This is a genomic window from Paragemmobacter straminiformis (assembly GCF_014243445.1).
Classification (GTDB): Bacteria; Pseudomonadota; Alphaproteobacteria; order Rhodobacterales; family Rhodobacteraceae; genus Paragemmobacter; species Paragemmobacter straminiformis.
This window is the reverse complement of record NZ_JACLQD010000002.1, coordinates 620,020-646,968: the sequence shown is the minus strand read 5'-3', so window position 1 is coordinate 646,968 and position 26,949 is coordinate 620,020. Positions and strand designations below refer to the sequence as shown.

Genomic DNA, 26,949 nt, shown 5'->3' with positions numbered 1-26,949 from the left:
ATGACCGACAGGGCGGAAACGGGCGACAGCCCCGGTGCGGATGGTTCCGCCGCCGGTCCGCTTGCCGTGCCGCCCGTGACGGCGCCGCATCCCGCGCCCGAAGCGACCCCCGAAGCGGCCCCTGAAGCGGCCCCCGACGCGCCGCCCGCATCCGAACCGGCCGCGCGCAAAAGGCGCAGCCGTCTGCCGCACGGGGTTTTCGCCTTCGTCCTGCTTCTTGGCTTTGCCATCGGCACGCTGATCGCCGTCCTTGGCCTGACGGGTGCCTCCCTGCGCCTTCCCGTCTTTGCCGTGGCCGAGGTGGAAAGCCGCCTCAACCGCGCGCTCTCCGATGCGCTGCCCGACGGGGCCGTGTCTTTGGGCGGAATCGAGATCGGCATCGATTCCGACTGGGTGCCGCGCCTGCGGCTCGAAGATTTGCGGGTCGAGAATTCCAAGGGCGACCCGCTGCTGACCCTGCCGGAAACCGGCATCACCTTCGACCTCGACTCGCTGCTCGACGGTCAGGTGCGCCCGCGCAACCTGCGCATCAGCGGGGCGCGCATCGACCTGCGCCGCGATGCGCAGGGCCGTTTCGATCTGGCGCTTGGCGCGGGCAATCTGGGCACATCCATCGACGGCATCCCCGCCCTGTTCGACATGGTCGACGCGGCCTTCGCCGTCCCGCTGCTCTCGCGGTTGCAAACGGTCGAGGCGGATGCCCTTGGCGTCTCGCTGCGCGACGACCGCCTGAACCGCACATGGGAGGTGGGCGACGGCCGCCTGCGCCTTGAAAACCGCGCCCGCGACATTCGTGCCGAACTGGGGATCTCGCTGCTCGGCAATGCCACGACGCCGGCGCAGGCGGTTCTGACCATCGTCTCGGACAAAAGCGCCACCGAAGCGCGGATCACCGCGACCGTCGATCAGGTCGCCGCCGCCGACCTTGCCGATCAGGCCCCCTTGCTGGCAGCCTTGCGCGTTCTCGACGCGCCGATCTCGGGCCGTCTTGCGGCGACGCTGGGCGGGCAGGGCATCACGGCGCTCGAAGCCAGCCTGTCCCTCGGCCAAGGCGCCCTCCACCCGACCGAGGCGGCCCAGCCCGTTCCCTTCGACCGCGCCACGCTCGACATCGGTTACGACCCCGACCACGGCCGCATCAAGCTGACCGCGATAGATGTGGAAAGCCCCGCGCTGCGCATCAAGGCCACGGGGCAAAGCTATCTGCAATCCGCCGATGGCACCTATCTGACCGGCCCGCTCGGCGGCCGCCTGCCGCAAGTGTTCCTGACACAGGTCCATGTCTCGGAAGCGATGGTCGATCCGGCGGGCCTTTTCGAAAAACCCGTTCTCTTCACCGAAGGCGCCATAGACTTCCGCCTGCGGCTTGACCCGTTCAGCGTCGACATCGGCCAGATCGCCCTGATCGAAAGCGGGCACAGGCTTTCGGCCAAGGGGTCGGTCGGTGCCGGAAACGACGGCTGGCGCGCCGCCCTCGATGTGATGCTGGACGAGATCACCACCGACAACCTGCTGCAACTCTGGCCGGTGACGCTGGTGCCAAAGACCCGCCAATGGCTTGCCGCCAATGTGCTGAACGGCACGCTCGCCGATGTGCGCTCGGCCGTCCGCATCACACCGGGCAAGCCCACCCGCATGCAGATGGGCTACGATTTCCGCGACACCGAGGTGCGTTTCATCCGCACCATGCCGCCCATCACCCGCGCCAACGGCTATGCCACCATCGAAGGCCAGACCTACACGATGGTTCTGTCGAAAGGCGTCGTCACCCCGCCCATCGGCGGCACCATCGACATGGCGGGTTCGGTCTTTTCCGTCCTCGACATCACCCGCAAACCCGCGCAGGCCGAGGTCCGGCTGAAAACCCGCTCCAGCCTGACCGCCGCCCTGTCGATTCTCGACGAACCGCCCTTCCGTTTCCTGACCAAGGCAGGACGCCCCGTCGAGATCGGCACGGGCGAGGCCACGCTCGACGCCGTGCTGCGCTTCCCGCTCATTCCGCGCATCATGCCCGGCGATGTCAGCTTTGCCGTCGACGGGCGTGTCAGCGGCTTCCGCTCTGACCTGCTGGTCAAGGGCAAGACCGTCGCGGCCTCTGACCTTTCGGTCAGCGCAGACCCAAAGAGCATGCGTATTTCCGGCAGCGGCACCGTGGGCAAATTGCCCTTCGACATCACCTTCTCGCAGCCCTTCGGTCCCGATGCCGCAGGCAAGGCGCGCATCGAGGGCACGGCAGAACTCTCGCCCCTGACAGTGTCGGAATTCAACCTCGGCCTGCCGGCGGGCATGGTCGAAGGCACGGGGAAGGCACAGGTCACCATCGCCCTGCCCAAGGGCGAACCGCCCCGCCTGTCGCTGGTCTCGGACCTGAACCGCGTCGCCGTCTCGATCCCCGGCACGGGCTGGTCGAAACCGCGCGACGCCTTGGGGCGGCTCTCGGTCGAGGCGGTGCTGTCCTCGCCTCCGGTCGTCGAACGGCTCGCCCTCACGGCTCCCGGGATCGATGCCGAAGGCTCGGTCCGCATGCGCAAGGATGGCGGGTTGGACATCGCCCGCTTCTCGCCCGTGCTGATCGGCCAATGGCTGCAAGGCTCGGTCGAGATCACGGGGCGCGGTGCAGGCCGCCCCGTCGCGGTCGCCATCACCTCGGGCAGCATCGACATCCGCAAGATGGCCGAAGGCGCGGGCAAGGGCGAGGGCGAGGGGGCCGATATCCCGATTGCCGTCAAACTCGAGGAATTGCGCATTTCCGACGACCTGCGCCTTACCGCATTCGAGGGCAACTTCACCCCGCGCGGCGGCTTCAACGGGTCGTTTCAGGGCCTCGTCAACGGCATTGCCTCGGTCACCGGAACGGTCGTGCCTTCGGCGAACGGCTCGGCGGTGCGCATCAGGTCCGACAATGCCGGCGCGGTGCTCGATTCGGCCGGAGTCTTCGCCTCGGCCCGTGGCGGCAGCCTCGACATGCGGCTGACACCCCGCGCGGAACCGGGCGTCTACGATGGCGTGGCCGATATCGCCGACGTCCGCGTCGCCAATGCGCCGGTTCTGGCAGAACTGCTCTCGGCCGTCTCGGTCATCGGCCTGCTCCAGCAATTGAACGGCGAGGGGCTGCTGTTCAACCAGTCGACCGGCGAATTCGTCGTCACCCCCGGCGCGGTGCAGATCACGCGCGCCTCGGCGGTCGGCGCGTCGCTGGGCGTGTCGATGGCGGGCGTCTACGGCACCGCCAGCAAAGAGATGCGCCTGCAAGGCGTGGTCTCGCCGCTCTACCTGCTCAACGGCATCGGCTCGGTCTTTACCAAGCGGGGCGAGGGTGTGTTCGGCTTCAATTACGAGGTCACCGGCAATGCCGAGGGCGCGACCGTATCCGTCAACCCGCTGTCGATCCTTACCCCCGGGCGCTTCCGCGAACTCTTCCGCAGCGCCCCCCCCAAACTCGGAGACAGCGGCGGATGAAACTGTCCGACTTCGACTTCCACCTTCCCGAAGACCTGATCGCCACGCGCCCCGCGCGGCCCCGCACCCATGCGCGGCTCTTGCTGGCGCAGGGTGACAGCATCAGCGACCGGCATGTCTACGACCTGCCGCAGATCTTTCGCCCCGGCGACCGTCTGGTGCTGAACAACACCCGCGTGATCCCCGCCCGCCTGACCGGCCAGCGCCAGCGCGGCGAGGCCGTGGCGAAGATCGAGATCACCCTGCTCGAACCCCTCGCCACGGGCTGGCGCGCGCTTGCCAAGCCCCTGCGCAAGGTGAACACGGCCGAGGTGATCCGCTTTTCCGACCGGCTTTCCGCCACCGTGACCGAGAAATCGGAAACCGACCTGCGGCTTGACTTCAACCTAGCGGGCGATGATTTCGACGCCGCCCTGGCCGAGGCGGGCGCCATGCCGCTTCCGCCCTATATCGCCGCCAAACGCGCCCCCGATGCGCAGGACCGCGACGATTACCAGACCGTCTTTGCCCGCCATACCGGCGCGGTCGCAGCCCCCACCGCCTCGCTCCACTTCGACCGGGCGCTGCTCCAGACCCTTGCCGACATGGGCGTCACCTTTACCGAAGTCACCCTTCACGTCGGCGCGGGCACCTTCCTTCCGGTGAAGGTCGAGGATGTGACCACCCACAAGATGCATGCCGAATGGGGGCAGGTCACCCCGCAGGCGGCGGCCGAGATCAATGCCACCAAGCGGGCAGGGGGGCGCGTCATTCCCGTGGGCACCACCGCCCTGCGGCTGATCGAATCCGCCGCCGCTTCGGGGCAGGTCGAACCCTGGACCGGACCGACCGACATCTTCATCTACCCCGGCTACCGCTTCCGCGTCACCGACGCGCTGATGACGAACTTTCACCTGCCCAAGTCGACGCTGATGATGCTTGTTTCCGCGCTGATGGGGCAGGACCGCATCCGCACGATCTATGACCACGCCGTCACCAACCGTTACCGGTTCTTCAGCTACGGTGATTCCTCTTTGCTGATTCCCTGACGCAGGTCGCGGGGCAGTCGTCGGTTTTCCGGCGCGCCAGCCCCTGCCGCCATGCTATATCTGCCCTGTCGCCCCGAAGGATGCCGCCATGCTGACCGTTCTGAAAACCTCGTGGCCGCTGCTTCTGGGCGTGATGCTCCTGATGGTCGGCAACGGCATACAAGGCTCGCTCCTCGGCATCCGCGGCAGTATCGAGGGGTTCTCGACCTTCGAGATCTCGGTCGTCATGTCGGCCTATTTCGCGGGGTTCCTGATCGGCTCGCAACTTGCCCCCGCGATGATCCGCAAGGTCGGGCATGTGCGGGTCTTTGCGGCACTCGGCTCGCTCATCTCGGCGGTGCTGGTGGTCTATCCCGTGGCCCCCGACTGGATCGTCTGGTCGCTCTTGCGCGTGCTGATCGGCTTTTGCTTCTCGGGGATCTACATCACCGCCGAAAGCTGGCTCAACAACGCGGCCACCAACGAAACCCGCGGGCAGGCGCTGTCTGCCTATATGATCGTGCAGATGCTGGGTATCATCGCCTCGCAGGCGCTGCTGAACGTGTCGGATCCTTCGGGTTTCACGCTTTTCGTGATCCCCTCGGTCCTCGTCTCTCTGGCCTTCATGCCGCTTTTGCTGGCCCCGACGCCCGCGCCCACCTTCGCCACGACCAAGGCCCTGTCCTTTCCGGCCCTGTTCCGCATCTCGCCGCTGGGCTGCGCGGGGATGCTGCTGACGGGCGGCGTCTTTTCGGCCATGTTCGGCATGGCGGCGGTCTGGGGCTCGATGAAGGGGCTGTCGGTGCGCGACATCTCGGTGTTCATCGGCGCGCTCTATGTCGGCGGGTTGATCCTGCAATATCCCATCGGCTTCCTGTCCGACCGCATGGACCGCCGCAAGCTGATCATGGCGCTTTCGGCCATTGCCGCCGTGGTGATGATCGTGCCGTCGATCTTCGATCTTCCCTTCTCGCTCTACCTTGTCGTGGCACTGCTTCTGGGCGGAATCACCAACCCTGTCTATGCGCTGCTCATCGCCTATACCAACGACTTCCTTGGCAAGGACGACATGGCCGCCGCCAGCGCGGGGATGATCTTCCTCAACGGTTTCGGCGCGATCTTCGGCCCCGTCGTCACCGGCTGGATCATGGGGCGCATGGGCCCCTCGGGGTTCTTCCTGTTCATCGCCATCCTCTATGTCGCTCTGGCCGGCTACGCGCTCTGGCGCATGACGCGCCGCGCCGCACCGGCGGGCACGGGCCATTTCGCCAACCTCGTGCCGACGGCCTCGCCCGTGGCGGCATCGGCGGTGATCGGTCAGGGGCAGTCGGGGCGCTGACCCGCCCGCGCTTGCCAGCCTTGCCAAAGCCTGTCACCCTTTCCCCGCAATGGGAGGCGCGCCATGTCCGATCCGGTCGAGGTTCTTGAATTCTGGCTCGGCACCATCGGGCGCGAGGGCTGGTATGCGGGCGGCGATGCGATCGACCACGCTTGCCGCGACTTTCACGCGGTGTGGGAGGCGGCACGCGATGGCGGGCTTGGTCACTGGATCGACGGCACCGTCGGCACGCTTGCCTTTCTTATCCTGACCGACCAGTTGCCGCGCAACATGTTCCGCGGCACGGCCGACAGCTTCGCCACCGACCCGCTGGCCCTTGCCGCGGCACGGACGGCGCTCGACAAGGGGTGGGACCTGAACGCGCCCGAACCCGACCGGCAGTTCTTTTACATGCCCTTCGAACATTCCGAAGACCCCGCCGATCAGGCGCTTTCCGTGCAACTCATGGCCGAACGCATGGCCTCTGATCCCGAAATGCTGCTGCACGCCCGCGCGCATCAGACGATCATCGCCCGCTTCGGCCGCTTTCCCACGCGCAATGCCGCCTTGGGCCGCGTCTCGACACCGCAAGAGACCGCGTTTCTGGAACAGGGTGGCTACATGGCCGTTGTCCAGGCCTTGCAGGAAAGCCATGCACCCAGTGCATAGGCCCACGGCGCTGCATGCGTTGCTTGGCAAATAAGAATAGTTTAAGGCCAAACTACTTTTCCAAGGGAGGAAATCATGGCCGCTTCATACGACGTCATCGTGATCGGCGCCGGCCCCGGCGGCTATGTCGCCGCGATCCGTGCCGCGCAACTGGGCAAAAAGGTCGTCATCGTCGAGCGTGAAAACCTCGGCGGCATCTGCCTCAACTGGGGGTGCATCCCGACCAAGGCCCTGCTGCGTTCGGCCGAGGTGTTCCACCTGATGCACCGCGCCAAGGAATTCGGCCTTGCCGCCACGGGCATTTCCTATGACCTGAACGCCGTCGTCGCCCGCTCGCGCGGGGTGGCGAAGCAACTGTCGTCGGGCATCGGCCACCTGATGAAGAAGAACAAGATCACCGTGGTCATGGGCGAGGCCACGCTTCCCGCCAAGGGCCGCGTCTCGGTCAAGACCGACAAGGGCGTCGAAGAGCTGACCGCCCCCGCCATCATCCTTGCCACCGGCGCGCGCGCCCGCCAACTGCCGGGTCTGGAAGCCGATGGCGACCTTGTCTGGTCCTATCGCCACGCGCTGCAACCCGTGCGCATGCCCAAGAAACTGCTCGTCATCGGCTCGGGCGCCATCGGCATCGAATTCGCGTCCTTCTTCAACACGCTGGGCGCCGATACCACCGTGGTCGAGGTGATGGACCGCATCCTGCCCGTCGAGGACGCCGAGGTCGCGGCCTTTGCCAAGAAGGCCTTTGTCAAACAGGGGATGAAGATCCTTGAAAAGGCCGGCGTCAAACAGCTTGACCGCAAGCCGGGCAAGGGTGTCACCGCCCATATCGAACAGAACGGCAAGATCGAGACCCATGATTTCGACACGGTGATTTCCGCCGTGGGCATCGTCGGCAACACCGAGAACCTCGGCCTCGAGGCGCTTGGCGTCAAGATCGACCGCACCCATGTCGTGACCGACGAATACTGCCGCACCGGTGTCGAGGGGCTTTACGCCATCGGCGACATCGCGGGCGCGCCCTGGCTTGCCCACAAGGCCAGCCATGAGGGCGTCATGGTCGCCGAACTCATCGCGGGGCTGCACCCCCATGCGATCAAGCCCAATTCCATCGCCGGCTGCACCTATTGCACGCCGCAGGTCGCCTCGGTCGGCCTGACCGAAGAGAAGGCCAAGGCTGCCGGCTACGACATCAAGGTGGGCCGCTTCCCCTTTATCGGCAACGGCAAGGCGATTGCCCTGGGCGAGGCGGAAGGCTTCGTCAAAACCGTGTTCGACGCCAAGACGGGCGAGCTGCTGGGGGCCCATATGGTCGGCGCGGAAGTGACCGAGCTGATCCAGGGCTACGTGATCGGCCGCAGCCTCGAGACCACGGAAGAGGACCTGATGAACACCGTCTTCCCGCATCCGACCCTGTCCGAGATGATGCACGAAGCGGTGCTTGACGCCTACGGCCGCGCGCTGCACTTCTGACGGCAGCGGGGGGCTGTCTGCCCCCCGCACCCCCCGAGGATATTTGAGGCAAGAGGAACAGGGCAGGATGCGCGCCGCTTTGACCGTTCTTGCCCTCTGGGCCGCGGGGCTTGGCGCTGCGGCGCAGTTCGGCAAGATGTCCTTCGCCTTCGATCTTTTCGCCGCCCGCTATCCGGCGGCGGGTCCTGTCGGGGTTGGCCTGCTGGTCTCGGTCGTGGGCATCGTCGGGCTGGTTTTCGGAACCACGGCGGGGCTTCTGGTGGCCCGCATCGGGCCGCGCCGCGCCATCGTGGTGGCGCTTGCCCTTGGCGCTGCCATGTCGGCGCTGCAATGCCTGCCCTTGCCCTATGCCGCGCTGTTCCTGACGCGGGTGGTCGAGGGGGTCTCGCATCTTTCCATCGTCGTCGTCGGCCCCACGATGATCGCAGGCATCGCCTCGCCGCGCCGGCAGGGGCTGGCCATGACGCTGTGGAGCAGTTTCTTCGGCGTGACCTATGCGCTTCTCGCGCTGGTCGCCCCGCCCTTGCTTGCCGGAGGAAGCCTGAGCGCGCTCTTTCTTGGCCATGCGCTCTGGCTTTCGGTGCTGGCGCTGGTCCTGTCGGCGCTTTTGCCGCCCGATCCGCCGGGCAGGACGCAAGAGATGGGCGGCATCCTTGCCGAACATCTGTCGATCTACGCATCCCCCCGCATCGCCGCGCCCGCCACGGGCTTTGTCTGCTACACGGCGCTTTATGTGGCGGTGCTGACGCTGCTTCCGCCGCTGATGCCGCCCGCGATGCAGGCCGGTGTCGCGGCAGGTATGCCGCTGGTCTCGATCCTCGTCTCGCTGACCCTTGGCGTCTGGCTTTTGTCGCGCATCACCGCCGTGCAGCTGGTGCAGGCCGGTTTTGCCGTCGGGGCGCTTGCCGCGGCGCTGCTCTGGCTGTGCTGGGGGCAGGGGGGGCCGATGCTGGCCGCCAGCCTGACGCTCGCCGCCGCGATGGGCATCGTGCAGGGGGCAAGCTTCGCCTCGATCCCGCAGCTGAACGCCGGCGCCGCCGACCGCGCCCGCGCCTCGGGTGCCGTGGCGCAACTGGGCAACCTTGGCACCACCACAGGCACGCCGCTTCTGGCATGGCTGATCCTGCACGTCGGCCCCGCCGGTGTCGCGGCCTTTGCCTTGCCGCTGTGCCTGCTTGGCATTGCGATCCACGGGCTGCAATCGCGCCGCCGTCGCTGATCCATCCCCAGGAAAATCGCGCGCGTTCACGGCGGTTGCCCTCTTGTTCACCACTTGTTCACTTTTTTCGGTTGGAGACTCGCCCCGCGTGACCTATCTCTGACGCATAGCCGGGGGATAGCATGGCCGAGCAAAAGTTCATCGAGGTGCGGGGCGCGCGCGAACACAACCTCAAGGGCGTGGATGTCGACATCCCGCGCGACCAGCTTGTCGTTATCACGGGGCTGTCCGGCTCGGGCAAATCCTCGCTCGCCTTCGATACGATCTACGCCGAAGGCCAGCGCCGTTATGTCGAAAGCCTCTCGGCCTATGCGCGGCAGTTCCTCGACATGATGGGCAAGCCCGATGTCGACCATATCTCGGGCCTGTCGCCCGCGATTTCGATCGAGCAGAAGACCACCTCGAAGAACCCGCGCTCGACGGTCGGCACCGTCACCGAAATCTACGACTACATGCGCCTTTTGTTCGCCCGCGTCGGCACGCCCTTTTCGCCCGCGACCGGCCTGCCCATCACCGCCATGCAGGTGCAGGACATGGTCGATGCCGTCATGGCGATGGAGGAGGGCAGCCGCGCCTATCTGCTTGCCCCGATCATCCGCGACCGCAAGGGCGAGTATAAGAAAGAGTTTCTCGAACTGCGCAAACAGGGCTTCCAGCGCGTCAAGGTGAACGGCGCCTTCTACGAGCTCGAGGAGCCGCCCACCCTCGACAAGAAGTTCCGCCACAACATCGATGTGGTGGTTGACCGCATCGTGGTGCGCGACGGCATCCAGACCCGCCTTGCCGACAGTTTCCGCACCGCGCTCGACCTTGCCGATGGCATCGCCATCATCGAAACCGCCCCGGCCGAGGGCGAAGGCCAGCGCATCACCTATTCCGAGAAATTCGCCTGCCCCGTGTCGGGCTTCACCATTTCCGAAATCGAGCCGCGCCTCTTCTCGTTCAACGCCCCCTTCGGCGCTTGCCCCGCATGCGACGGGCTCGGGGTGGAACTGTTCTTCGACGAACGGCTTGTCGTGCCCGATCAGGGCCTGACCCTGCTGCAAGGCGCGCTTGCGCCCTGGTCCAAGCAGAAATCCCCCTATTTCACCCAGACCATCGAATCGCTGGCAAAACACTACCAGTTCGACCGCAAGACCAAGTGGAAGGACCTGCCCGCCAAGGTGCAGCAAGTGTTCCTTCACGGCTCGGGCGAGGAAGAGATCAAGTTCCGCTACGACGAGGGCGGCCGCATCTACGAGGTGTCGCGCGTCTTCGAAGGCGTGATCCCGAACATGGAACGCCGCTACCGCGAAACCGACAGCTCCTGGGTGCGCGAGGAGTTCGAGCGTTACCAGAACAACCGCGACTGCGGCACCTGCCACGGCTACCGCCTCAAGCCCGAGGCCCTTGCCGTCAAGATCGCGGGCCTGCACGTGGGTCAGGTCGTCCGCATGTCGATTGCCGAGGCCTACGCCTGGATCGGCACCGTGCCCGACAGCCTTGGCCCGCAAAAGAACGAGATCGCGCGCGCGATCCTCAAGGAAATCCGCGAGCGGCTGGGTTTTCTGGTCAATGTGGGGCTGAATTATCTGACGCTCTCGCGCAATGCGGGCACGCTGTCGGGCGGGGAAAGCCAGCGCATCCGGCTTGCGTCGCAAATCGGCTCGGGGCTGACGGGCGTGCTTTACGTGCTGGACGAACCCTCGATCGGCCTGCACCAGCGCGACAATGACCGCCTGCTCACCACGCTGAAGAACCTGCGCGATCAGGGCAATACCGTGCTGGTCGTGGAACATGACGAAGATGCCATCCGCGAGGCGGATTATGTCTTTGACATCGGCCCAGGCGCGGGCGTTCACGGCGGCCGCGTCGTCGCCCACGGCACACCGCAGCAGATCGAGGCCGATCCCGCCAGCCTTACAGGGCAATACCTGTCCGGTCGCCGCGAAATCGCCGTGCCGAAAACGCGCCGCAAGGGCAGCGGGAAAAAGCTGACCGTGGTCGGCGCGACGGGCAACAACCTGCAAAACGTCACCGCCGAATTCCCGCTTGGCATGTTTGTCTGCGTCACCGGCGTTTCGGGCGGGGGCAAATCGACGCTTACCATCGAAACCCTGTTCAAGACCGCCGCCACCCGCCTGAACGGGGCGCGCGAAACCCCCGCGCCCTGCGAGACGATCAAGGGCTTCGAGCATCTCGACAAGGTGATCGACATCGACCAGCGTGCCATCGGCCGCACCCCGCGGTCGAACCCCGCCACCTATACCGGCGCTTTCACCCCCATCCGCGACTGGTTCGCCGGCCTGCCCGAGGCGAAAACCCGTGGCTACCAGCCCGGACGCTTCAGCTTCAACGTCAAGGGCGGGCGCTGCGAGGCCTGTCAGGGCGATGGCGTCATCAAGATCGAGATGCACTTCCTGCCCGACGTCTATGTCACCTGCGAGACCTGCAAGGGCCAGCGCTACAACCGCGAAACCCTTGAAGTGAAGTTCAAGAACAAAAGCATCGCCGATGTTCTCGACATGACCTGCGAGGATGCGCAAACCTTCTTTCAGGCCGTGCCCGCCATCCGCGAAAAGATGGATGCGCTGTGTCAGGTCGGTCTTGGCTATATCAAGGTCGGCCAACAGGCGACGACCCTCTCGGGCGGAGAGGCGCAGCGCGTCAAACTCTCCAAGGAACTGTCGCGCCGCGCCACGGGCCGCACGCTCTACATCCTCGACGAACCCACCACAGGCCTGCATTTCGAGGATGTCCGCAAACTGCTTGAAGTGCTGCACGAACTTGTCGATCAGGGCAATACGGTCGTGGTGATCGAGCATAACCTCGACGTTATCAAAACCGCCGACTGGATCATCGACATCGGTCCCGAAGGCGGCGACGGCGGCGGGCAGATCGTGGCCGTAGGCACGCCCGAGGATGTGGCGAAGGTCGAGGCCAGCCACACCGGCCGCTATCTGCGCGACACGCTCAAGCCGCGCCGTGTCGCGGCCGAATAGCGGGCAATTAGCGGAAAGCCGCCTGTAAAGATCGGTTTCCGCTCTAGCTTTTTCAAAAATATCCGAAAGGTCATGCTCAATTTACGGGCATTGCTCTGTTGGCCCATTGCGCGCATTTTCGCCGGACGCCGCTTTTTGCGGCCTTTGCCGAAGACTCATGCTGAACCGGCCACAGAGCCGGAACCGTCGCCTCATGGGGCAGCCGGGCCTATGCCTGCGCCCCGAAATAACAGGAAGGGACACGCCTTTGAAACTGACCAATCCGTCACCCTCGCTTCACAACGAGGATCTGGCCCCCGCGACCGAGCGGAAATGGGGAGCCTTCTCGATCTTCAACGTCTGGACCTCCGACGTTCATAGCCTTTGGGGCTATTACCTCGCCGCAAGCCTGTTCCTGCTTTGCGGCAGCTTCCTCAACTTCGTGATCGCCATCGGCATCGGGTCCCTGGTGATCTTCGCGCTGATGTCGATGGTCGGCAATGCGGGCGTCCGCACCGGCGTTCCGTTCCCCGTGCTGGCGCGCGCCTCCTTTGGCACCTTCGGCGCGAACATTCCCGCCCTTGTCCGCGCGGTCGTCGCCTGCTTCTGGTATGGCGCGCAGACCGCAGCGGCAGGGGGTGCCATCGTGGCGCTGCTCGTCCGCTCGCCCGCGCTTCTGGAATTCCACCAGACCAGCCATTTCCTCGGCCATTCCACGCTCGAGGTGATCTGCTACGTCATCGTCTGGGCCGCCCAACTGCTGATCATCCAGCGCGGCATGGAAACCGTGCGCAAGTTCCAGGATTGGGCCGGCCCCGCCGTCTGGGCGATGATGCTGGTGCTTGCGACCTATCTGGTCATCAAATCCGGCACCTTCTCGTTCGGGTCGGAAATCCCGCAGGACGTGCTGCTCAAGGCCACCGCCGATGCCGGCGTTCCGGGCACTCCGGGCAGCTTTGCCGCCCTTGCCGCCGTTGCCGCGACCTGGATCACCTATTTCGCGGCGCTCTACCTCAACTTCTGCGACTTCTCGCGCTATGCCACCAGCGAGGCTGCGCTGCGCAAGGGCAATCTCTGGGGCCTGCCGATCAACCTGCTGGCCTTCTGCCTTGTCGCAGGCGTCACCACCACCGCCGCCTTCTCGGTCTATGGCGAGGTGCTTCTGCACCCCGAAGCCATCTCTGCCAAGTTCGACTCGTGGTTCCTTGCGCTGCTTGCCGCGCTGACCTTTGCGGTCGCCACGCTGGGCATCAACGTCGTGGCGAACTTCGTCTCGCCCGCCTTCGACTTTGCCAACGTCTTTCCGCGCCAGATCGACTTCAAGAAGGGCGGATACATCGCGGCCGGCATCGCGCTGGTGCTTTACCCCTGGGCCCCGTGGGAAACCGGTGCCGCCCATTTCGTCAACTTCATCGGCTCGACGATGGGCCCCATCTTCGGGATCATGATGGTCGACTACTACCTGATCCGCAAAGGGCGCCTCGATGTGAACGCGCTCTATCAGGAAGAGGGCGAGTTCAAGTTCGCGGGCGGTTTCCACACCAAGGCGTTTATCGCGCTGGCCGTGGGCATGGTCTTCTCGTCGATCCTGCCGACCTTCACCACCGTGTTGCCCGCATGGTGGGGCACCTATGGCTGGTTCTTCGGCGTGGGCATCGGCGGGGCGGTCTATTACGCCCTGCGCGCCGGTGAAGCGGCCCGCACCCAAACCGCCTGACCGACAGGCGCAACATGCAAAGGGCGGGGGAAACCCCGCCCTTTTCCGTTCAGCCCCGTTTTACAGGGCAGGTCGACAGTCCCAGAACGCTGTACAGCGGGCAATTCGACACCGCAGCCGTTGCCAGCGGCACCACGCCGATCAGCAGCGCGTAATGCCACGGCCCCTCGCCCTTGCCGAAAAAGAAAGCCCCGAGCAACACCAGCCCGAGGATGACACGCAAGGTCCGATCAAGGGGTCCGACGTTCGTCTTCAGCATGTTCCCGATCCTTTGCCAACGGCCCGCTCAGGCGGGTCACGCAAAGGGTAACAGATTCGCCGCCGTCCCGTATTGATCTGGACACGGGGTCACGTGGTCAGGTGGCCGCCGCACGGCGCAGGGCGGCAGGGTCGCGCAGATGCACCTCGCCGCGTTCCGTGGTCACCCAACCCGATTTGGCAAAGGAATCGAGCTTGCGCGACACGACCTCGCGCGCCGACCCGATCCGCGCCGCGATCTCGGACTGTGTGGCCCGCACCACATGCCCCTCGGCCAGGTCCAGCAAGACCGACGCCAGCCGCGCATCGACACGGCCAAAGGCGACCGATTCCAGCAGCCGCGTCAAATCCGCCATCCGCTGCCCGAAGGACCGCAGCACAAAGGACCGGAACCCCGCGTCGGCATCCATCAGCCGCAGGAACATCGCCTTCGGTATGATGACGGTCTCGCAATCGGCCACCGTGGTCGCAGCCCCCGTATAGGGTTCGTCGCCCAAAAGCCCCAAGGTCGTCTGCACGCAGGATTGCCCCGGCTCGACCGCGTAAAGCAGAATCTCGCGCCCGTTCGGTCCGGTCAGAAACACCTCGACCCGCCCCGATAGCAGCACCGGATACCCCTGCGCCGTATCGCCGGGGGCGAAAAGGTCGATGCCCCTTGGCAAACTCCGCTTCGGCAATCCTGCCAATTCCGTCCGCGCCGCCTCTGACAGCGGCCCCACACGACCGATCCAGTCCATACGCACCACCCTTCGAAACTTGCCCGAATGAAACAGGCTGCACCCTCCGCAGGCAAGGCCAAGAATGACAAAGGGCCACCCTATAGGCGGCCCTTTGCACTTTGGTTTATGCCGTCAGGCTCAATCCATCGGCTTGAAATTCAACGATGCACCTTCCTTGATGCCCGAAGGCCAGCGCGAGGTGATCGTCTTGGTCCGCGTGTAGAAGCGGAAGGAATCAGGCCCGTGCTGGTTCAGGTCACCAAAGGCCGATTTCTTCCACCCGCCAAAGGTGTGATAGGCCAGCGGAACCGGGATCGGCACGTTGATCCCGATCATGCCGACGTTGACGCGGGCGGCGAAATCGCGCGCCGTGTCGCCGTCGCGGGTGAAGATCGCGGTGCCGTTGCCGTATTCATGGTCCATCGCATAGCCCAGAGCTTCCTCGTAGGTCTTGGCGCGGACGGTCGAAAGGACCGGCCCGAAAATCTCTTTGCGATAGATGTCCATGTCGGTGGTGACATGGTCGAAAAGATGCGGGCCGACGAAGAAGCCGTTCTCGTAGCCTTGCAGCTTGAAGCCACGGCCATCGACCACCAGCTTCGCGCCCTGCGCCACGCCCGATTCCACCAGCTTCAGGATATTGGCCTTGGCCGCAGCGGTCACCACCGGGCCATAGTCGATATCATTGCCGCCGGTATAGGGGCCGACCTTCAGCTTCTCGATCCGCGGGATCAGCTTTTCGATCAGCCGGTCGGCGGTTTCATCACCCACCGGCACGGCAACCGAAATCGCCATGCAGCGTTCGCCGGCCGCACCATAGCCCGCACCGACCAGCGCGTCGGCGGCCTGGTCCATGTCGGCATCCGGCATGATGATCATATGGTTCTTGGCCCCGCCGAAGCACTGCACGCGCTTGCCGTTCGAGCAGCCGCGCCCATAGATGTATTCGGCGATCGGCGTCGAACCGACAAAGCCGATCCCCGCGATCAGCGGGTTGTCAAGGATCGCATCGACCGATTCCTTGTCGCCGTTCACGACCTGCAACACGCCATCGGGCAGACCGGCCTCTTGGAACAGCTCGGCCAGCATCAGCGGAACCGACGGGTCGCGCTCGGACGGCTTGAGGATGAAGGCATTGCCGCAGGACAGGGCGGGGCCCATCTTCCACAGCGGGATCATCGCCGGAAAGTTGAAGGGCGTGATGCCCGCCGCCACACCGATGGGCTGGCGCATGGAATACATGTCGATGCCGGGGCCGGCGCTGTCGGTGAATTCACCCTTCAGCATATGCGGCGCGCCGATGCAGAACTCGATCACTTCCAGACCGCGCTGGATGTCGCCCTTGGCGTCAGGCACGGTCTTGCCATGTTCCGACGAAAGCACTTCGGCCAGTTTCTGCATGTCGCGGTTCAACAGGCGGACGAATTCCATCATCACCCGCGCGCGGCGCTGCGGGTTCGTGGCGCCCCATTTGACCTGCGCCTTGGCCGCATCGGCGGTGGCGGCGTCAAGCTCGGCCTTGGTGGCCAGCGCCACGCGCGCCTGCACTTCGCCCGTTGCGGGGTTGAACACATCGGCAAAGCGGCCCGAGGTGCCGGGAACATGCTTGCCGTTGATCCAGTGACCGATCTCTTTCATGGGAATCCCTCCGATTGCGTTGGGCTGACAATAGCCTTGCGGAAATGCCTGAAACAGAGAAGATATGGCAAAAGCGTTTTGCATTTTTGCAGGACGCCGGAAGCGTAACGATAGGGATTGCCCCGTGGCCCAAAGCCACGGGGCGCGCCCGACCCGCCCCCACGGGGCGGGCGCACGTATACGTGCACCCACCCCTCGGTTCGGGCGCGCCCCTACCGATGTTTTACGAGGCGGTTTTGGACTGGGACGACCTTCGCATCTTTCTTGCCGTGGCCCGCAGCGAAAGCCTGTCTGCGGCGGGCAAGCGGCTCAAGATCGACCCCGCCACCGTGGGCCGCCGCATCGCGCGTCTGGAAGAGGCGATGGGCGCGCGTCTTTTCGCCAAATCTCCCCAAGGCTACGCCCTGACCGAGGAAGGCACCCGCCTGCTTTCGCATGCCGAACGCGCCGAATCCGCGATGGAGGGCGCGCGCGAGGCGCTTTCCGGTCCCGAAGGCCTGTCGGGCCAGATCCGCATCGGTGCGCCCGACGGCTGCGCCAACTACCTGCTGCCACAGGTCCTCGCCGCCATCTGCGACGCCAATCCGGGGCTCGAGGTGCAGATCGTCGCCCTTCCGCGCGTGTTCAACCTCTCCAAACGCGAGGCCGATATGGCCATCGCCGTCAGCCGCCCGACGGCGGGCCGCCTGACGGTGCAGAAACTCACCGACTACCGCCTGCACCTTGCCGCCCACCCCGACTACCTGTCGCGGCACGACCCGATTCGCGCCCCCGAAGATCTGCGGGCGCACCGCCTGATCGGCTACATCCCCGACATGATCTTCGACAAGGAACTCGACTACCTTTCGGAAATCGGCGCGGGGCAGGTGCCGCTCGCCTCGAACTCGGTCTCGGTGCAACTGAACTGGCTGCGCTGCGGGGCAGGGGTCGGCATCGTGCATGACTTCGCCCTTCCCGCCGCGCCCGAACTTGTCCGTGTGATCCCCGACCGCATCAGCCTGACCCGCGCCTTCTGGCTGATCCGCCACGCCGATGATGGCCGCGTCGAACGGCTCAACCGCTTTGCCGACCTTCTCGCCAGCGGCATCCGGGCCGAGATGGCCCGCCTCGAACGCGCTGTCTGAGTCCCGTTTTGACAATCCTTTGCTTGACAGACTCCTGTCTGCGGGCTGACGCTGAGGCATTGCGGCTCGGAACGGGAGGTCCATGATGCATGTAAGCCAGATCCTGAAATCCAAATCCGACGATGGCGTGGTGACGGTTCCGCCCGGAACCAGCCTTGCCAAAGCGGCCGAGCTTCTGTCCTCCCGCCGCATCGGGGCTGTCATCGTCTCGTCCGACGGCAAGCGCGTTGCGGGGATTCTGTCGGAACGCGATATCGTGCGCGAACTTGGCCGCCGCGGGGCCGCCTGCATGACCGACAGCGTCGATACCGTCATGACCTCGACCATCACCTCATGCCGCCGCGACGACAAGGCCGACGAGGTCTTGCAGAAAATGACCGACGGCCGCTTCCGCCACATGCCGGTGATGGAGGGCGACCAGATGATCGGCCTCATCTCGATCGGCGATGTGGTCAAGGCGCGACTGATGGAACTGGCGATGGAAAAGGACGCGCTCGAAGGCATGATCAAGGGCTTCTGACCCCCGTTTTCACCTTGCATCGCACGGCGCAATATTGTTGCGTGCAAGCCAGTTGACAGGGCAGGGGGACCCATGCGCATCGGCCTTTATCCGGGAACCTTCGACCCGATCACGCTGGGTCATGTCGATATCATCCAGCGCGCGATGGCGCTGGTCGACCGCTTGGTGATCGGCGTCGCCATCAACCGCGACAAGGGGCCGATGTTCTCGCTCGAAGAGCGCGTCGCGATGGTCGAAGCCGAATGCGCCGCCATCGTCGCCAAGACGGGCGGCGAAATCGTCGTCCACCCGTTCGAGAACCTGCTGATCGATTGCGCCCGCGATGTCGGCGCCACCGTCATCGTGCGCGGCCTGCGCGCCGTGGCCGATTTCGAATACGAATTCCAGATGGTCGGCATGAACCGTGCCCTGGACGCCAGCATCGAGACCGTTTTCATGATGGCCGATGCCCGCCGTCAGGCAATTGCCTCGAAACTGGTCAAGGAAATCGCCCGCCTCGGCGGCGATGTGTCCAAGTTCGTGACCCCTCCGGTCGTCGACGCACTGAAGAAAAAGCTCGGCTGAAACGAAAAACGGGGGGCGTTTGCCCCCCGCTCCGGCACCGATGGCGCCCGAATTCCTTATTTGCCGTAGACGGCAGCCCATGCGATCTGGCTTGCATCTTCGGGGAAGATCCCCAGATCAAGCGCGATGTCGCGCGGCAGGCGGGCGATCTCGTCCCGCGTCCGCCGATAGGATGCCCGGTTGGCGGCGGCGGTTTTCAGCGTTTCGATCACGTTCAACATTTTCCAAATCCTTTGTATCGCCAAGGGCTTTTCGGTGTCCCTTCGGCTTGGTTGGAAGATGGGTGCGGATGGTTGCGCTAACAACGCCCAAGGCATGGATGCCGCTATGCGTTCAGCGCATAGGTCTTGCGGAAATATCAGGGCGGAATTTGACGCAAATTCCGCGTCGGAAAATGGCGCATTTTCCGGGCGCTTGCGTCAACCTCCGGAATTTGCGTCAAATTCCGTTGCGATTTCCGCGCCGGAAATCGCCCCGCGCAATGCAAAGGGCGGACGCCGTTGCCAGCGCCCGCCCCGGACTTCCGGCCTTGTGCCGGATCAGATCAGCTTGCCCATCGCCACGGCCGTATCGGCCATGCGGTTCGAGAAGCCCCATTCGTTGTCATACCACGTCAGGATCGACACGAAGGTTCCGTCCATCACCTTGGTCTGGTCCATATGGAACACCGAGGAATGCGGATCGTGGTTGAAGTCCGACGAGACATTCTTGAACTCGGTATAGCCCAGAATGCCCTTGAGCGGCCCGTTTGTCGCCGCGGCCTTGATCGCGGCATTCACCTCTTCGACGCTGGTCGCGCGCTTGGCGATGAACTTCAGGTCCACGACCGACACGTTCGGCGTCGGCACGCGGATGGCGAAACCGTCAAGCTTGCCCTTCAGCTCGGGCAGCACCAGCCCCACGGCCTTGGCCGCTCCGGTCGAGGTCGGGATCATGCTCAGGGCCGCCGCGCGGGCGCGATACAGGTCCTTGTGCATCGTATCCAGCGTCGGCTGGTCGCCGGTGTAGGAATGGATGGTCGTCATCATCCCCTTTTCGATGCCGATCACATCGTTCAGCACCTTGGCGACAGGCGACAGGCAGTTGGTCGTGCACGAGGCGTTCGAGACGACGATATCGTCCTTGGTCAGCGTGTCGTGGTTCACGCCATAGACGATGGTCTTGTCCGCACCGTCACCGGGGGCCGAGATCAGCACCCGCTTCGATCCGTTCTCGAGATGGGCAAGGCACTTTTCCTTGCTGGTGAAGATGCCCGTGCATTCCATCACGATATCCACATGGCCCCAGGGCAGGTCGGCGGGGTTGCGGATGGCGGTCACCTTCATCGGCCCGCGGCCCACATCGATCCAGTCCTCGCCCGTGGTCACGGTCGCCGGAAAGCGGCCATGCACGGAATCGAAGCGCAACAGATGGGCGTTGGTTTCCACCGGACCCAGATCGTTGATCGCCACCACCTCGATATCGGTGCGACCCGATTCGATGATCCCGCGCAGCACGTTGCGCCCGATGCGGCCGAACCCGTTAATGGCTACTTTGACGGTCATGGCGTATCCTTCCGATTGGTCCCTCTGGCGGTCTGCGCCACAGGCGATGCCCCGTGGCGAATCTCGCCACACCCGATAGCGCTAACATCGACAGAACGCGTCGGAATTCAACCCGAGTCTGTCGCTAATGCCGCCAGAATGACACGAAATAGATAAGCTCCGCCAGCTTTCGCAGCAGGAAGAAGCCCGCAGCCCCGCCATTCAGGGCCTGGTCAAGCAAAAGCGCGCCGATTGCCAGCGCGCCTATGATAAGTGCGATCCTGTCGGTCACGACACCTCCGCTTACTGGAGGAGCCGCCCCATCACACCGGCCACGTCGGCCATGCGGCAGGAAAAGCCCCACTCGTTGTCATACCAGGCCAGCACGCGCACGGTGCGGCCACCGACCACCTTGGTCTGGTCAGGCGCGAAGATAGACGATTGCGGCGTATGATTGAAGTCGATCGACACTTTCGGTTCTGGGTCATAGGCCAGCACCATGCCCATGTAGCCGGCCGCCGCCTCGCGCACGATCTCGTTCACGTCCTGCACCGTCACCGACTTGCCCGCCACGAAGGTCAGGTCCACGGCGCTGACATTCGGTGTCGGCACCCTGATGGCCGATCCGTCCAGCTTGCCGGCCAGCTCGGGCAGCACCTCGCCGATCGCCTTGGCCGCGCCGGTCGATGTCGGGATCATCGCCATTGCCGCCGCGCGGGCGCGGTAAAGGTCGTTGTGGCGGCGGTCCAGCGTGGGCTGGTCGCCCGTGTAGCTGTGGATCGTGGTCATGATCCCCGACTCGATGCCGATGGCGTCGTTCAGCACCTTGGCCAGCGGCGCAAGGCAGTTCGTCGTGCAGGACCCGTTCGACACCACCAAATGCTCGGCCGTCAGCCCGCGATGGTTCACGCCGTAAACCACCGTCCGGTCCGCCCGCTTGGCCGGGGCCGACACCAGCACCCGCTTGGCCCCGCGCCCCAGATGCACCGCCGCGCGGTCGCGGTCGTTGAATTTGCCGGTGCATTCCAGCACCACATCCACGCCCTCCCAGTCGAGCGTCGCCGGATCATAGCTCGACATCACCCGGATCGGCCCGCGCCCAAGGTCGAGCGCTCCGTCATGCACCTTGACCACCCCCGGAAAACGCCCGTGAACCGAGTCGTATTTCAGCAGATGCGCATTCGTCTCGATCGGCCCCGTGGCATTGATCGCCACCACCTGCACGTCGTTGCGGCCCGATTCCGCGATATGCGCCAGCGTGCAGCGCCCGATGCGACCGAAGCCGTTGATCCCGATGGTGATGGTCATGCGCGCCTTCTCCCTGTGTAGGTGACGCGTTTCTCTTATCGGCTCAAACCCGTGCTGCAAGTGCAAAACCGATGTATTTTCAATATGTTAACGCAAACATCGACGGTTTGCGCTAACAGGGCCAAGCCTTTGCAAAGCCATTGCTCTGCACTAGGTAGGAACACAGGCAATTTCGGAACGGTGAACATGAGCGGACTTCTCGCACTTCTCGACGATGTGGCGGCCATCGCCAAAGTGGCCGCGGCTTCGGTCGACGATATCGCCGGGGCCGCGGCCAAGGCAGGGGCCAAGGCAGCGGGTGTGGTGATCGACGATGCCGCCGTCACCCCGAAATACGTCCACGGCTTCAAGGCCGACCGCGAATTGCCGATCATCTGGAAAATCGCGCGCGGCTCGCTCAAGAACAAACTGGTCCTTCTGCTGCCCGCCGCCCTTCTGCTTGCCAATTTCGCGCCTTGGGCGATCACACCGCTCCTCATGGTGGGCGGGGCCTATCTCTGCTTCGAGGGGGCGGAAAAACTGTTCCACGCCATGCTTCCCCACGCGGATGAGGCGGTGGAAGAAGACTTCGACACCAAAGACCCCGCCCATCTGGAAGAGGACAAGGTCGCAGGGGCGATCAAGACCGATTTCATCCTCTCGGCCGAGATCATGACCATCGCCCTTGCCGCGATCCCCAACTCGACCTTCTGGATCGAGGCGCTGACACTGGCCATCGTCGGAACGGTCATCACCGTCGGCGTCTATGGCGCGGTGGCGCTGATCGTGAAGATGGATGATATCGGGCTGTTTCTTGCCAAGAACGGCCGCACGGGGGCAGGGCGCGCCTTCGGGCGCGGTCTGGTCAAGGGAATGCCGGTGCTGATGGCCTTCCTGTCGGTCGTCGGCACGGCGGCGATGCTTTGGGTCGGCGGCAACATCATCACCCACGGGCTCGAGGTGCTGGGCTGGCCTTGGCTTTATGAAACAATCCACCACGCCGCCGAAGCCGCAGCCCATGCGGTCCCCGTGGCGCAGGGCCTTGTCGCATGGGCCGTGACGGCAACGCTCGACGGTATCTTCGGCGTGGCTTTGGGCTTGATCCTGATCCCCGTTGCCACCCGCATCATCGGGCCCGCCATCGCGGCGGTCACCGGCAAGAAAAAGGCCGCGCATTAAGCGCGGCCCAATTTCCTTCGAAGGAAATTGCAAAACTCTTCAAAGAGTTTTGCCCCCCGTCACAGCATGGATTTCGCCACAGCCACGGCATTCTCTGCCGTGATGCCGAATTCCTTGTACAGCCGCTCCATCGGGGCCGAAGCGCCGAACGACGACATGCCGACGAACCCGGCCTTGGCCTCGCGCCCGCCTTGGCCCAGAAGCCAGCGGTCCCAGCCTTGGCGCACGCCCGCCTCGATGGCCACGCGCACGGGGCCGGGGGGCAGGACCTTGCGGCGATAGGCCTCGTCCTGAGCTGCGAACAACTCCATGCAGGGCATCGAGACGACGCGCGTGCCGATGCCTTCGGCCTCGAGCGCATCGCGTGCCTTCAGCGCGATCTCGATCTCAGACCCCGTCGCGATCAGGATCACCTGCCGCTTGGCAACGGCCTCGGCCAGCACATAGGCGCCTTTGGCGACCATGTTCGTGTTCGTATGCGTCTTGCGCACGGCGGGCAGGTTCTGGCGGCTCAGCGCCAGCACGGTCGGGCGCTTCGTCTCGGTCAGCGCCACTTCCCAGGCTTCGGCGGTTTCCACCAGATCGGCGGGGCGGATCACCAGCGTGTTCGGCGTCGCACGGCTCATCGCCAGATGCTCGACGGGCTGGTGCGTCGGCCCGTCCTCGCCCAGACCGATGGAATCATGCGTCATGACGTAGACGACCGGAATCCCCATCAGCGCCGAAAGCCGCATCGACGGGCGGGCATAATCGGTAAAGCACATAAAGGTGCCGCCATAGGGCCGCACGCCGCCATGCAGCGCCATGCCGTTCATCGCGGCGGCCATCCCGTGTTCGCGGATCCCGTAATAGACGTAACGGCCCTTGCGATCCTCGGGGGTGAACACGCCCAGATCGGCGGTCTTGGTGTTGTTCGACCCCGTGAGGTCAGCCGACCCGCCGATGGTTTCGGGCATCACGGGGTTCACCGCCGCCAGCACCTTTTCCGACGACGCGCGGGTGGCGAGTTTCGGCGCAGCCTCGACCGCCGCCTTCTTCACGCCACGGATTACAGATGCCAGCTTTGCCGGAGCGGTGCCCGCGAAGATCCGCGCGAATTCGGCCCGCTTGGCGGGCGACAGGGCGGCAAGCCGCGCCTCCCATTCCGCCCGCGCCGCCGCGCCGCGCTTGCCCATCGCTTCCCAGCCCGCTTTCACATCGGCCGGAATTTCAAAGGGCGCGTAGTCCCAGCCATAAGCCGCCTTTGCCGCCGCCATCTGGCCCGCGTCCGTCAGGGCGCCGTGGCCTTTCGACGTATCCTGCGCCGCATGGCCCAGAGCGATATGCGTCTTGCAGGCGATCATCGTCGGCTTGTCCGACTTTTTCGCCGCCGTGATGGCGCGGTCGATATCCTCGGGGTCATGCCCGTCGCAGGCCAGCACGTTCCAGCCGCTCGCGGCAAACCGCGCCTTCTGGTCGGTCACATCGGCGATGGAAACCTTGCCGTCGATGGTGATGCCATTGTCATCCCACAGCACGATCAGGCGGTTCAGCTTCTGCTTGCCCGCAAGCCCGATGGCCTCTTGGCTCACGCCTTCCATCAGGCAACCGTCGCCCGCGATCACATAGGTGTGGTGATCGACGATCTTCGCCCCCCAACGCGCGCGCAGGTTCTCTTCGGCAATGGCGAAACCGACGGCATTGGCAATGCCCTGACCCAGCGGTCCGGTCGTCGTCTCGACCCCGGCGACATGGCCGAATTCCGGATGCCCCGCCGTGATCGCGCCCCACTGGCGGAAATTCTTGATCTGCTCCAACGTCACATCGGCATAGCCGGTCAGGTAAAGCAGCGAATAGATCAGCATCGACCCGTGGCCTGCCGACAGGATGAACCGGTCCCGGTCCGCCCAACGCGGTGCCTTGGGATCGAAGCGCAGGTGCTTGTCGAACAGCACGGTTGCCACATCGGCCATGCCCATCGGCATGCCCGAATGGCCCGAATTGGCGGCAGCCACCGCATCCAGCGTCAGCGTGCGGATGGCGCAGGCGCGTTTCCAGTGATCCGGGTGACGGTCGCGAAGGGTTTGGATGTCCAAGGCCGTGGTCCTGTCTGAGAGCTTGCGGAAAACTTGCCTGCTCAATAGCAGCAGATGCGGCAAGTTCAAGCAAACAAGCCAAGTCCTTGGTTGCAAAGGCCGCTGTCGTCTTGCCAGTTTAGGTTAATATCCTCGGCTAGGGGCTTGCTGCCGATTCGCAAATTGGCTCTGGCAAGGGCGGCACGGCTCCGCGATAACAGACGGCAAGAAAGCACCGCAGGCATTGCGAAAGGTCACTTCATGCAGGAACTGGCAGAGTTCGAACGCCGGATCAACGCGGCCCTCCAGCGCATCGCCGCCGGAGTCGAGGGAACAGCCCCCGCAGACGGGGCCGCATCCGCCGAAATCGCCCGCCTGAAAGCCGAACTCGCCGCCGAACGCCAGCAGACCGCCGACCTTCGCGCCCAGCTTGCCGCCGCCCCCAAGGCCGCAGCGCGCCCCGCCACACCGGGCGAACTCGAAGCCCGCGTCGAAAAGCTGACGCGCCAGATCGACGTGCAGGGGCTGGAAATGCAGCGCATGCGCAAGAACGTGGTGCAACTGCGCGAGAACCTGCGCGCCCTGCGCCGCGCCGCTGCCGACAAGATTCCCGACTCCGACCAGATCAACCGCGCCATGATGGCCGAGCTTGAATCGATCCGCGTCACCCGCTTTGCCGAAATGGCCGAACTCGATGAAATCATCGCCGAACTCGATCCCCTGATTGCCGAGGTGTCCTGATGCCCGAACTGACCATCACCATTGGCGGCCGCAATTTCCAGGTCGCCTGCCAGTCGGGCGAGGAACACTTCCTCCAGACCGCCGCCGCCATGCTCGACACCGAAGCGCAGCCGCTTCTGTCCAGCATGGGGCGTCTGCCCGAAGCGCGCCTGCTTCTGATGGCGGGGCTGATGCTCGCCGACCGGACCGCAGCGGTCGAGGATGAGAACCGCACCCTCAAGGCGCGTCTGACCGAACTCGAACAGCGCCCCACGCCCGAACCGCAGCGGATCGAGGTTCCCGTGATCCCGCCGCAGGTGGGCGAGACGCTGGCCGAAATCGCCGCCCGTGCCGAGGCGCTTGCCGCCCGCATCGAGGAACGCCGCGCGTGAAGGCGGCGCTTCTCGCCCTCGTGGTCGCTGCCGCACCGGCCTATGCCGAAACGCAGGCCACCACCGCGCGCTATGCCTGCGACCGTGGCGTGACCGTGCCCGTCGTCTATGTGAACGGCGACGACCCGTCGCTTGCCGTGCTTGTGGTCGAGGGCAGCCAGATTCTGCTCTATTCCGAACCCGCCGCCTCGGGGGCGCGCTACGGCTGGCCGTCAGACGGGTCGTCCTATGTGTGGTGGACCAAGGGCGATACGGCCACGCTTTACTGGAAAGACGGCGAAGCGGGCAGCGAAGTCCCGCTCTTGTCGGGCTGCACCCTGCAAAACTGAAAAAGCCCGCACAAGGCGGGCTTTCTTGCGGCGCTTGGCGGCGGTTCAGCCGTTTGCAGCCCTGATCTTTTCGGCCGCGTCCTTGTCAAAGGCCACGCCCTTCGTCTCGAACAGCGTGTCGAGCTCGCCCGAAAGCGTCATCTCGGTGACGATATCGCAGCCGCCCACGAACTCGCCCTTGACGTAAAGCTGCGGAATGGTCGGCCAGTCGCTGAAATCCTTGATGCCTTGGCGGATTTCGGCATCGGCCAGCACGTTCACATCGGCGAAATTCACGCCCATGTAATTCAGCACCCCCGCCACGCGGGACGAGAACCCGCATTGCGGCATCATCTTGGTGCCCTTCATGAACAGAACGACATCGTTCTTTTCGATCGTCTCGCGGATCTGGTCTGTCGCAGAGGTCATGGCTCGTCCTTGGACTTACGTTTCAATGTTAAGATATATGGCCAAAGTCTGGCCCAGACAACCAGGGGAAAGGCGATAAGCATCGCGGCAACTCCCCAATTCTCACCTATCCAGCGCAGGCATTCGGCATAGATGCCGCTCCGCCCCATGCGTTCATTCCGGCGCCTTGGTCGTCAGCGCCAGCGCATGCAGCTCTCCATGCGCGCCATCCATCTTGCCCTTCAGCGCGGCATAGACCGCCCGCTGCTGCTGGACACGGTTCATGCCCTTGAAACTCGCATCGATCACTTCCGCCGCGAAATGCTGCCCGTCATCGCCCTCGACCGTGATCTTGGCATTCGGAAAGCTGGCCCGGATAAGGTTTTCGATATCGCGCGCGTCAACGGCCATTGCGGTCTCCCTCTTTGAGCCGAAT

Annotated in this window: 25 protein-coding genes; 15 read left to right on the top strand and 10 right to left on the bottom strand. The window is 64.7% G+C overall.

The genetic code is table 11. From position 1 onward, the window contains the following. The 8 genes from H7F16_RS08925 to H7F16_RS08890 all read left to right on the top strand — a co-directional run bounded on the left by H7F16_RS08925 (window position 1) and on the right by H7F16_RS08890 (window position 13,819). Window positions 1-3,459 (top strand): DUF3971 domain-containing protein, encoded by a 3,459-nt coding sequence (locus tag H7F16_RS08925; protein WP_185797212.1) that lies wholly within the window; start codon window positions 1-3, stop codon window positions 3,457-3,459. Beyond that, the gene (queA, locus tag H7F16_RS08920) at window positions 3,456-4,487 is read left to right on the top strand and encodes a tRNA preQ1(34) S-adenosylmethionine ribosyltransferase-isomerase QueA (RefSeq protein WP_185797211.1); all 1,032 of its coding nucleotides are present in this window, start codon (window positions 3,456-3,458) and stop codon (window positions 4,485-4,487) included. The genes H7F16_RS08925 and queA overlap by 4 nt, the downstream gene beginning before the upstream one ends. An 88-nt stretch (window positions 4,488-4,575) precedes the next feature. Further along, window positions 4,576-5,805 (top strand): MFS transporter, encoded by a 1,230-nt coding sequence (locus H7F16_RS08915; protein WP_185797210.1) that lies wholly within the window; start codon window positions 4,576-4,578, stop codon window positions 5,803-5,805. Between the two features lie 63 nt (window positions 5,806-5,868). After that, a complete protein-coding gene (locus H7F16_RS08910; protein ID WP_185797209.1) occupies window positions 5,869-6,453 on the top strand; it encodes a DUF924 family protein in 585 nt (194 codons plus the stop codon). 72 nt (window positions 6,454-6,525) lie between these two features. Beyond that, complete coding sequence (gene lpdA, locus H7F16_RS08905) at window positions 6,526-7,923, top strand: dihydrolipoyl dehydrogenase (protein WP_185797558.1); 1,398 nt, start codon at window positions 6,526-6,528, stop codon at window positions 7,921-7,923. A gap of 67 nt (window positions 7,924-7,990) precedes the next feature. After that, window positions 7,991-9,142: an MFS transporter gene (locus H7F16_RS08900; protein ID WP_185797208.1), complete on the top strand. Its 1,152-nt coding sequence runs from the start codon at window positions 7,991-7,993 to the stop codon at window positions 9,140-9,142. 122 nt (window positions 9,143-9,264) lie between these two features. Beyond that, the gene (gene uvrA / locus H7F16_RS08895; RefSeq protein WP_185797207.1) at window positions 9,265-12,123 is read left to right on the top strand and encodes an excinuclease ABC subunit UvrA; all 2,859 of its coding nucleotides are present in this window, start codon (window positions 9,265-9,267) and stop codon (window positions 12,121-12,123) included. A gap of 247 nt (window positions 12,124-12,370) precedes the next feature. Continuing rightward, window positions 12,371-13,819 carry an NCS1 family nucleobase:cation symporter-1 gene (locus H7F16_RS08890; protein ID WP_185797206.1) on the top strand — a complete coding sequence of 483 codons (1,449 nt, stop codon included), beginning with the start codon at window positions 12,371-12,373 and terminating at the stop codon, window positions 13,817-13,819. Window positions 13,820-13,868: 49 nt separating this feature from the next. On the opposite strand, the gene H7F16_RS08885 is transcribed toward H7F16_RS08890, so the two are convergent. The 3 genes from H7F16_RS08885 to H7F16_RS08875 form a co-directional block, all read right to left on the bottom strand. Next, window positions 13,869-14,078, bottom strand: a complete 210-nt coding sequence (locus tag H7F16_RS08885; RefSeq protein WP_185797205.1) for a YgaP family membrane protein — start codon at window positions 14,076-14,078, stop codon at window positions 13,869-13,871. A gap of 97 nt (window positions 14,079-14,175) precedes the next feature. Next, window positions 14,176-14,814, bottom strand: coding sequence for a Crp/Fnr family transcriptional regulator (locus tag H7F16_RS08880; protein WP_185797204.1), 639 nt, complete (start codon window positions 14,812-14,814; stop codon window positions 14,176-14,178). 120 nt (window positions 14,815-14,934) lie between these two features. Further along, window positions 14,935-16,434, bottom strand: coding sequence for a CoA-acylating methylmalonate-semialdehyde dehydrogenase (locus H7F16_RS08875; protein ID WP_185797203.1), 1,500 nt, complete (start codon window positions 16,432-16,434; stop codon window positions 14,935-14,937). Between the two features lie 236 nt (window positions 16,435-16,670). Here H7F16_RS08875 and H7F16_RS08870 point away from each other — a divergent pair, with 236 nt between their 5' ends. From H7F16_RS08870 to coaD, 3 genes are all read left to right on the top strand, one after another. Beyond that, window positions 16,671-17,558, top strand: coding sequence for a LysR family transcriptional regulator (locus tag H7F16_RS08870; RefSeq protein WP_185797557.1), 888 nt, complete (start codon window positions 16,671-16,673; stop codon window positions 17,556-17,558). An 85-nt stretch (window positions 17,559-17,643) separates the two neighbouring features. Beyond that, window positions 17,644-18,078 (top strand): CBS domain-containing protein, encoded by a 435-nt coding sequence (locus tag H7F16_RS08865; RefSeq protein WP_185797556.1) that lies wholly within the window; start codon window positions 17,644-17,646, stop codon window positions 18,076-18,078. Between the two features lie 72 nt (window positions 18,079-18,150). Beyond that, a complete protein-coding gene (coaD, locus tag H7F16_RS08860; protein ID WP_185797202.1) occupies window positions 18,151-18,642 on the top strand; it encodes a pantetheine-phosphate adenylyltransferase in 492 nt (163 codons plus the stop codon). Between the two features lie 56 nt (window positions 18,643-18,698). Here coaD and H7F16_RS08855 read toward each other — a convergent pair whose 3' ends face one another. The 4 genes from H7F16_RS08855 to gap (H7F16_RS08840) form a co-directional block, all read right to left on the bottom strand. Then, a complete protein-coding gene (locus H7F16_RS08855) occupies window positions 18,699-18,863 on the bottom strand; it encodes a hypothetical protein (protein ID WP_185797201.1) in 165 nt (54 codons plus the stop codon). Between the two features lie 318 nt (window positions 18,864-19,181). Continuing rightward, window positions 19,182-20,186, bottom strand: a complete 1,005-nt coding sequence (gap, locus tag H7F16_RS08850; RefSeq protein ID WP_185797200.1) for a type I glyceraldehyde-3-phosphate dehydrogenase — start codon at window positions 20,184-20,186, stop codon at window positions 19,182-19,184. 124 nt (window positions 20,187-20,310) lie between these two features. Further along, entirely contained in the window at window positions 20,311-20,457 is a 147-nt protein-coding gene (locus H7F16_RS08845) for a hypothetical protein (RefSeq protein WP_185797199.1), read from the bottom strand. Between the two features lie 11 nt (window positions 20,458-20,468). Next, on the bottom strand, window positions 20,469-21,473 hold the full coding sequence (gene gap, locus H7F16_RS08840) for a type I glyceraldehyde-3-phosphate dehydrogenase (RefSeq protein WP_185797198.1): 1,005 nt from the start codon (window positions 21,471-21,473) through the stop codon (window positions 20,469-20,471). A 186-nt stretch (window positions 21,474-21,659) separates the two neighbouring features. On the opposite strand from gap (H7F16_RS08840), the gene H7F16_RS08835 reads away from it, so the two are divergent. After that, window positions 21,660-22,631: a DUF808 domain-containing protein gene (locus H7F16_RS08835; protein WP_185797197.1), complete on the top strand. Its 972-nt coding sequence runs from the start codon at window positions 21,660-21,662 to the stop codon at window positions 22,629-22,631. Window positions 22,632-22,690: 59 nt separating this feature from the next. Here the strand turns inward: H7F16_RS08835 and tkt are convergent, their stop codons facing one another. Beyond that, window positions 22,691-24,706 carry a transketolase gene (gene tkt / locus H7F16_RS08830; protein WP_185797196.1) on the bottom strand — a complete coding sequence of 672 codons (2,016 nt, stop codon included), beginning with the start codon at window positions 24,704-24,706 and terminating at the stop codon, window positions 22,691-22,693. A 240-nt stretch (window positions 24,707-24,946) separates the two neighbouring features. On the opposite strand from tkt, the gene H7F16_RS08825 reads away from it, so the two are divergent. The 3 genes from H7F16_RS08825 to H7F16_RS19615 are packed head-to-tail and all read left to right on the top strand — an operon-like array spanning window position 24,947 to window position 26,126. Then, a complete protein-coding gene (locus tag H7F16_RS08825; RefSeq protein WP_185797195.1) occupies window positions 24,947-25,426 on the top strand; it encodes a hypothetical protein in 480 nt (159 codons plus the stop codon). Continuing rightward, a complete protein-coding gene (locus H7F16_RS08820; RefSeq protein ID WP_185797194.1) occupies window positions 25,426-25,797 on the top strand; it encodes a cell division protein ZapA in 372 nt (123 codons plus the stop codon). The genes H7F16_RS08825 and H7F16_RS08820 overlap by 1 nt, the downstream gene beginning before the upstream one ends. Continuing rightward, window positions 25,794-26,126 carry an MliC family protein gene (locus tag H7F16_RS19615; protein ID WP_185797193.1) on the top strand — a complete coding sequence of 111 codons (333 nt, stop codon included), beginning with the start codon at window positions 25,794-25,796 and terminating at the stop codon, window positions 26,124-26,126. Before H7F16_RS08820 ends, H7F16_RS19615 begins: the two co-directional genes overlap by 4 nt. A 45-nt stretch (window positions 26,127-26,171) precedes the next feature. Here H7F16_RS19615 and grxD read toward each other — a convergent pair whose 3' ends face one another. Both grxD and H7F16_RS08805 read right to left on the bottom strand, forming a co-directional pair. Further along, complete coding sequence (grxD, locus tag H7F16_RS08810) at window positions 26,172-26,534, bottom strand: Grx4 family monothiol glutaredoxin (RefSeq protein ID WP_185797192.1); 363 nt, start codon at window positions 26,532-26,534, stop codon at window positions 26,172-26,174. 153 nt (window positions 26,535-26,687) lie between these two features. Beyond that, entirely contained in the window at window positions 26,688-26,924 is a 237-nt protein-coding gene (locus H7F16_RS08805; protein ID WP_185797191.1) for a BolA/IbaG family iron-sulfur metabolism protein, read from the bottom strand. Between the last annotated feature and the right edge of the window lie 25 nt (window positions 26,925-26,949).

Coding starts and splice junctions, on each gene's coding strand:
- H7F16_RS08910 (WP_185797209.1), top strand. CDS start 5,869: ATGTCCGATCCGGTCGAGGTTCTTGAATTCTGGCTCGGCACCATCGGG.
- gap (WP_185797198.1), bottom strand. CDS start 21,473: ATGACCATCACCATCGGGATCAACGGCTTCGGTCGCATCGGGCGCTGC.
- H7F16_RS08855 (WP_185797201.1), bottom strand. CDS start 18,863: ATGTTGAACGTGATCGAAACGCTGAAAACCGCCGCCGCCAACCGGGCA.
- grxD (WP_185797192.1), bottom strand. CDS start 26,534: ATGACCTCTGCGACAGACCAGATCCGCGAGACGATCGAAAAGAACGAT.
- gap (WP_185797200.1), bottom strand. CDS start 20,186: ATGACCGTCAAAGTAGCCATTAACGGGTTCGGCCGCATCGGGCGCAAC.
- H7F16_RS08875 (WP_185797203.1), bottom strand. CDS start 16,434: ATGAAAGAGATCGGTCACTGGATCAACGGCAAGCATGTTCCCGGCACC.
- H7F16_RS08925 (WP_185797212.1), top strand. CDS start 1: ATGACCGACAGGGCGGAAACGGGCGACAGCCCCGGTGCGGATGGTTCC.
- H7F16_RS08835 (WP_185797197.1), top strand. CDS start 21,660: ATGAGCGGACTTCTCGCACTTCTCGACGATGTGGCGGCCATCGCCAAA.
- coaD (WP_185797202.1), top strand. CDS start 18,151: ATGCGCATCGGCCTTTATCCGGGAACCTTCGACCCGATCACGCTGGGT.
- queA (WP_185797211.1), top strand. CDS start 3,456: ATGAAACTGTCCGACTTCGACTTCCACCTTCCCGAAGACCTGATCGCC.
- H7F16_RS08820 (WP_185797194.1), top strand. CDS start 25,426: ATGCCCGAACTGACCATCACCATTGGCGGCCGCAATTTCCAGGTCGCC.
- H7F16_RS08915 (WP_185797210.1), top strand. CDS start 4,576: ATGCTGACCGTTCTGAAAACCTCGTGGCCGCTGCTTCTGGGCGTGATG.
- H7F16_RS08805 (WP_185797191.1), bottom strand. CDS start 26,924: ATGGCCGTTGACGCGCGCGATATCGAAAACCTTATCCGGGCCAGCTTT.
- H7F16_RS08865 (WP_185797556.1), top strand. CDS start 17,644: ATGCATGTAAGCCAGATCCTGAAATCCAAATCCGACGATGGCGTGGTG.
- uvrA (WP_185797207.1), top strand. CDS start 9,265: ATGGCCGAGCAAAAGTTCATCGAGGTGCGGGGCGCGCGCGAACACAAC.
- H7F16_RS08900 (WP_185797208.1), top strand. CDS start 7,991: ATGCGCGCCGCTTTGACCGTTCTTGCCCTCTGGGCCGCGGGGCTTGGC.
- H7F16_RS08885 (WP_185797205.1), bottom strand. CDS start 14,078: ATGCTGAAGACGAACGTCGGACCCCTTGATCGGACCTTGCGTGTCATC.
- H7F16_RS08880 (WP_185797204.1), bottom strand. CDS start 14,814: ATGGACTGGATCGGTCGTGTGGGGCCGCTGTCAGAGGCGGCGCGGACG.
- H7F16_RS08825 (WP_185797195.1), top strand. CDS start 24,947: ATGCAGGAACTGGCAGAGTTCGAACGCCGGATCAACGCGGCCCTCCAG.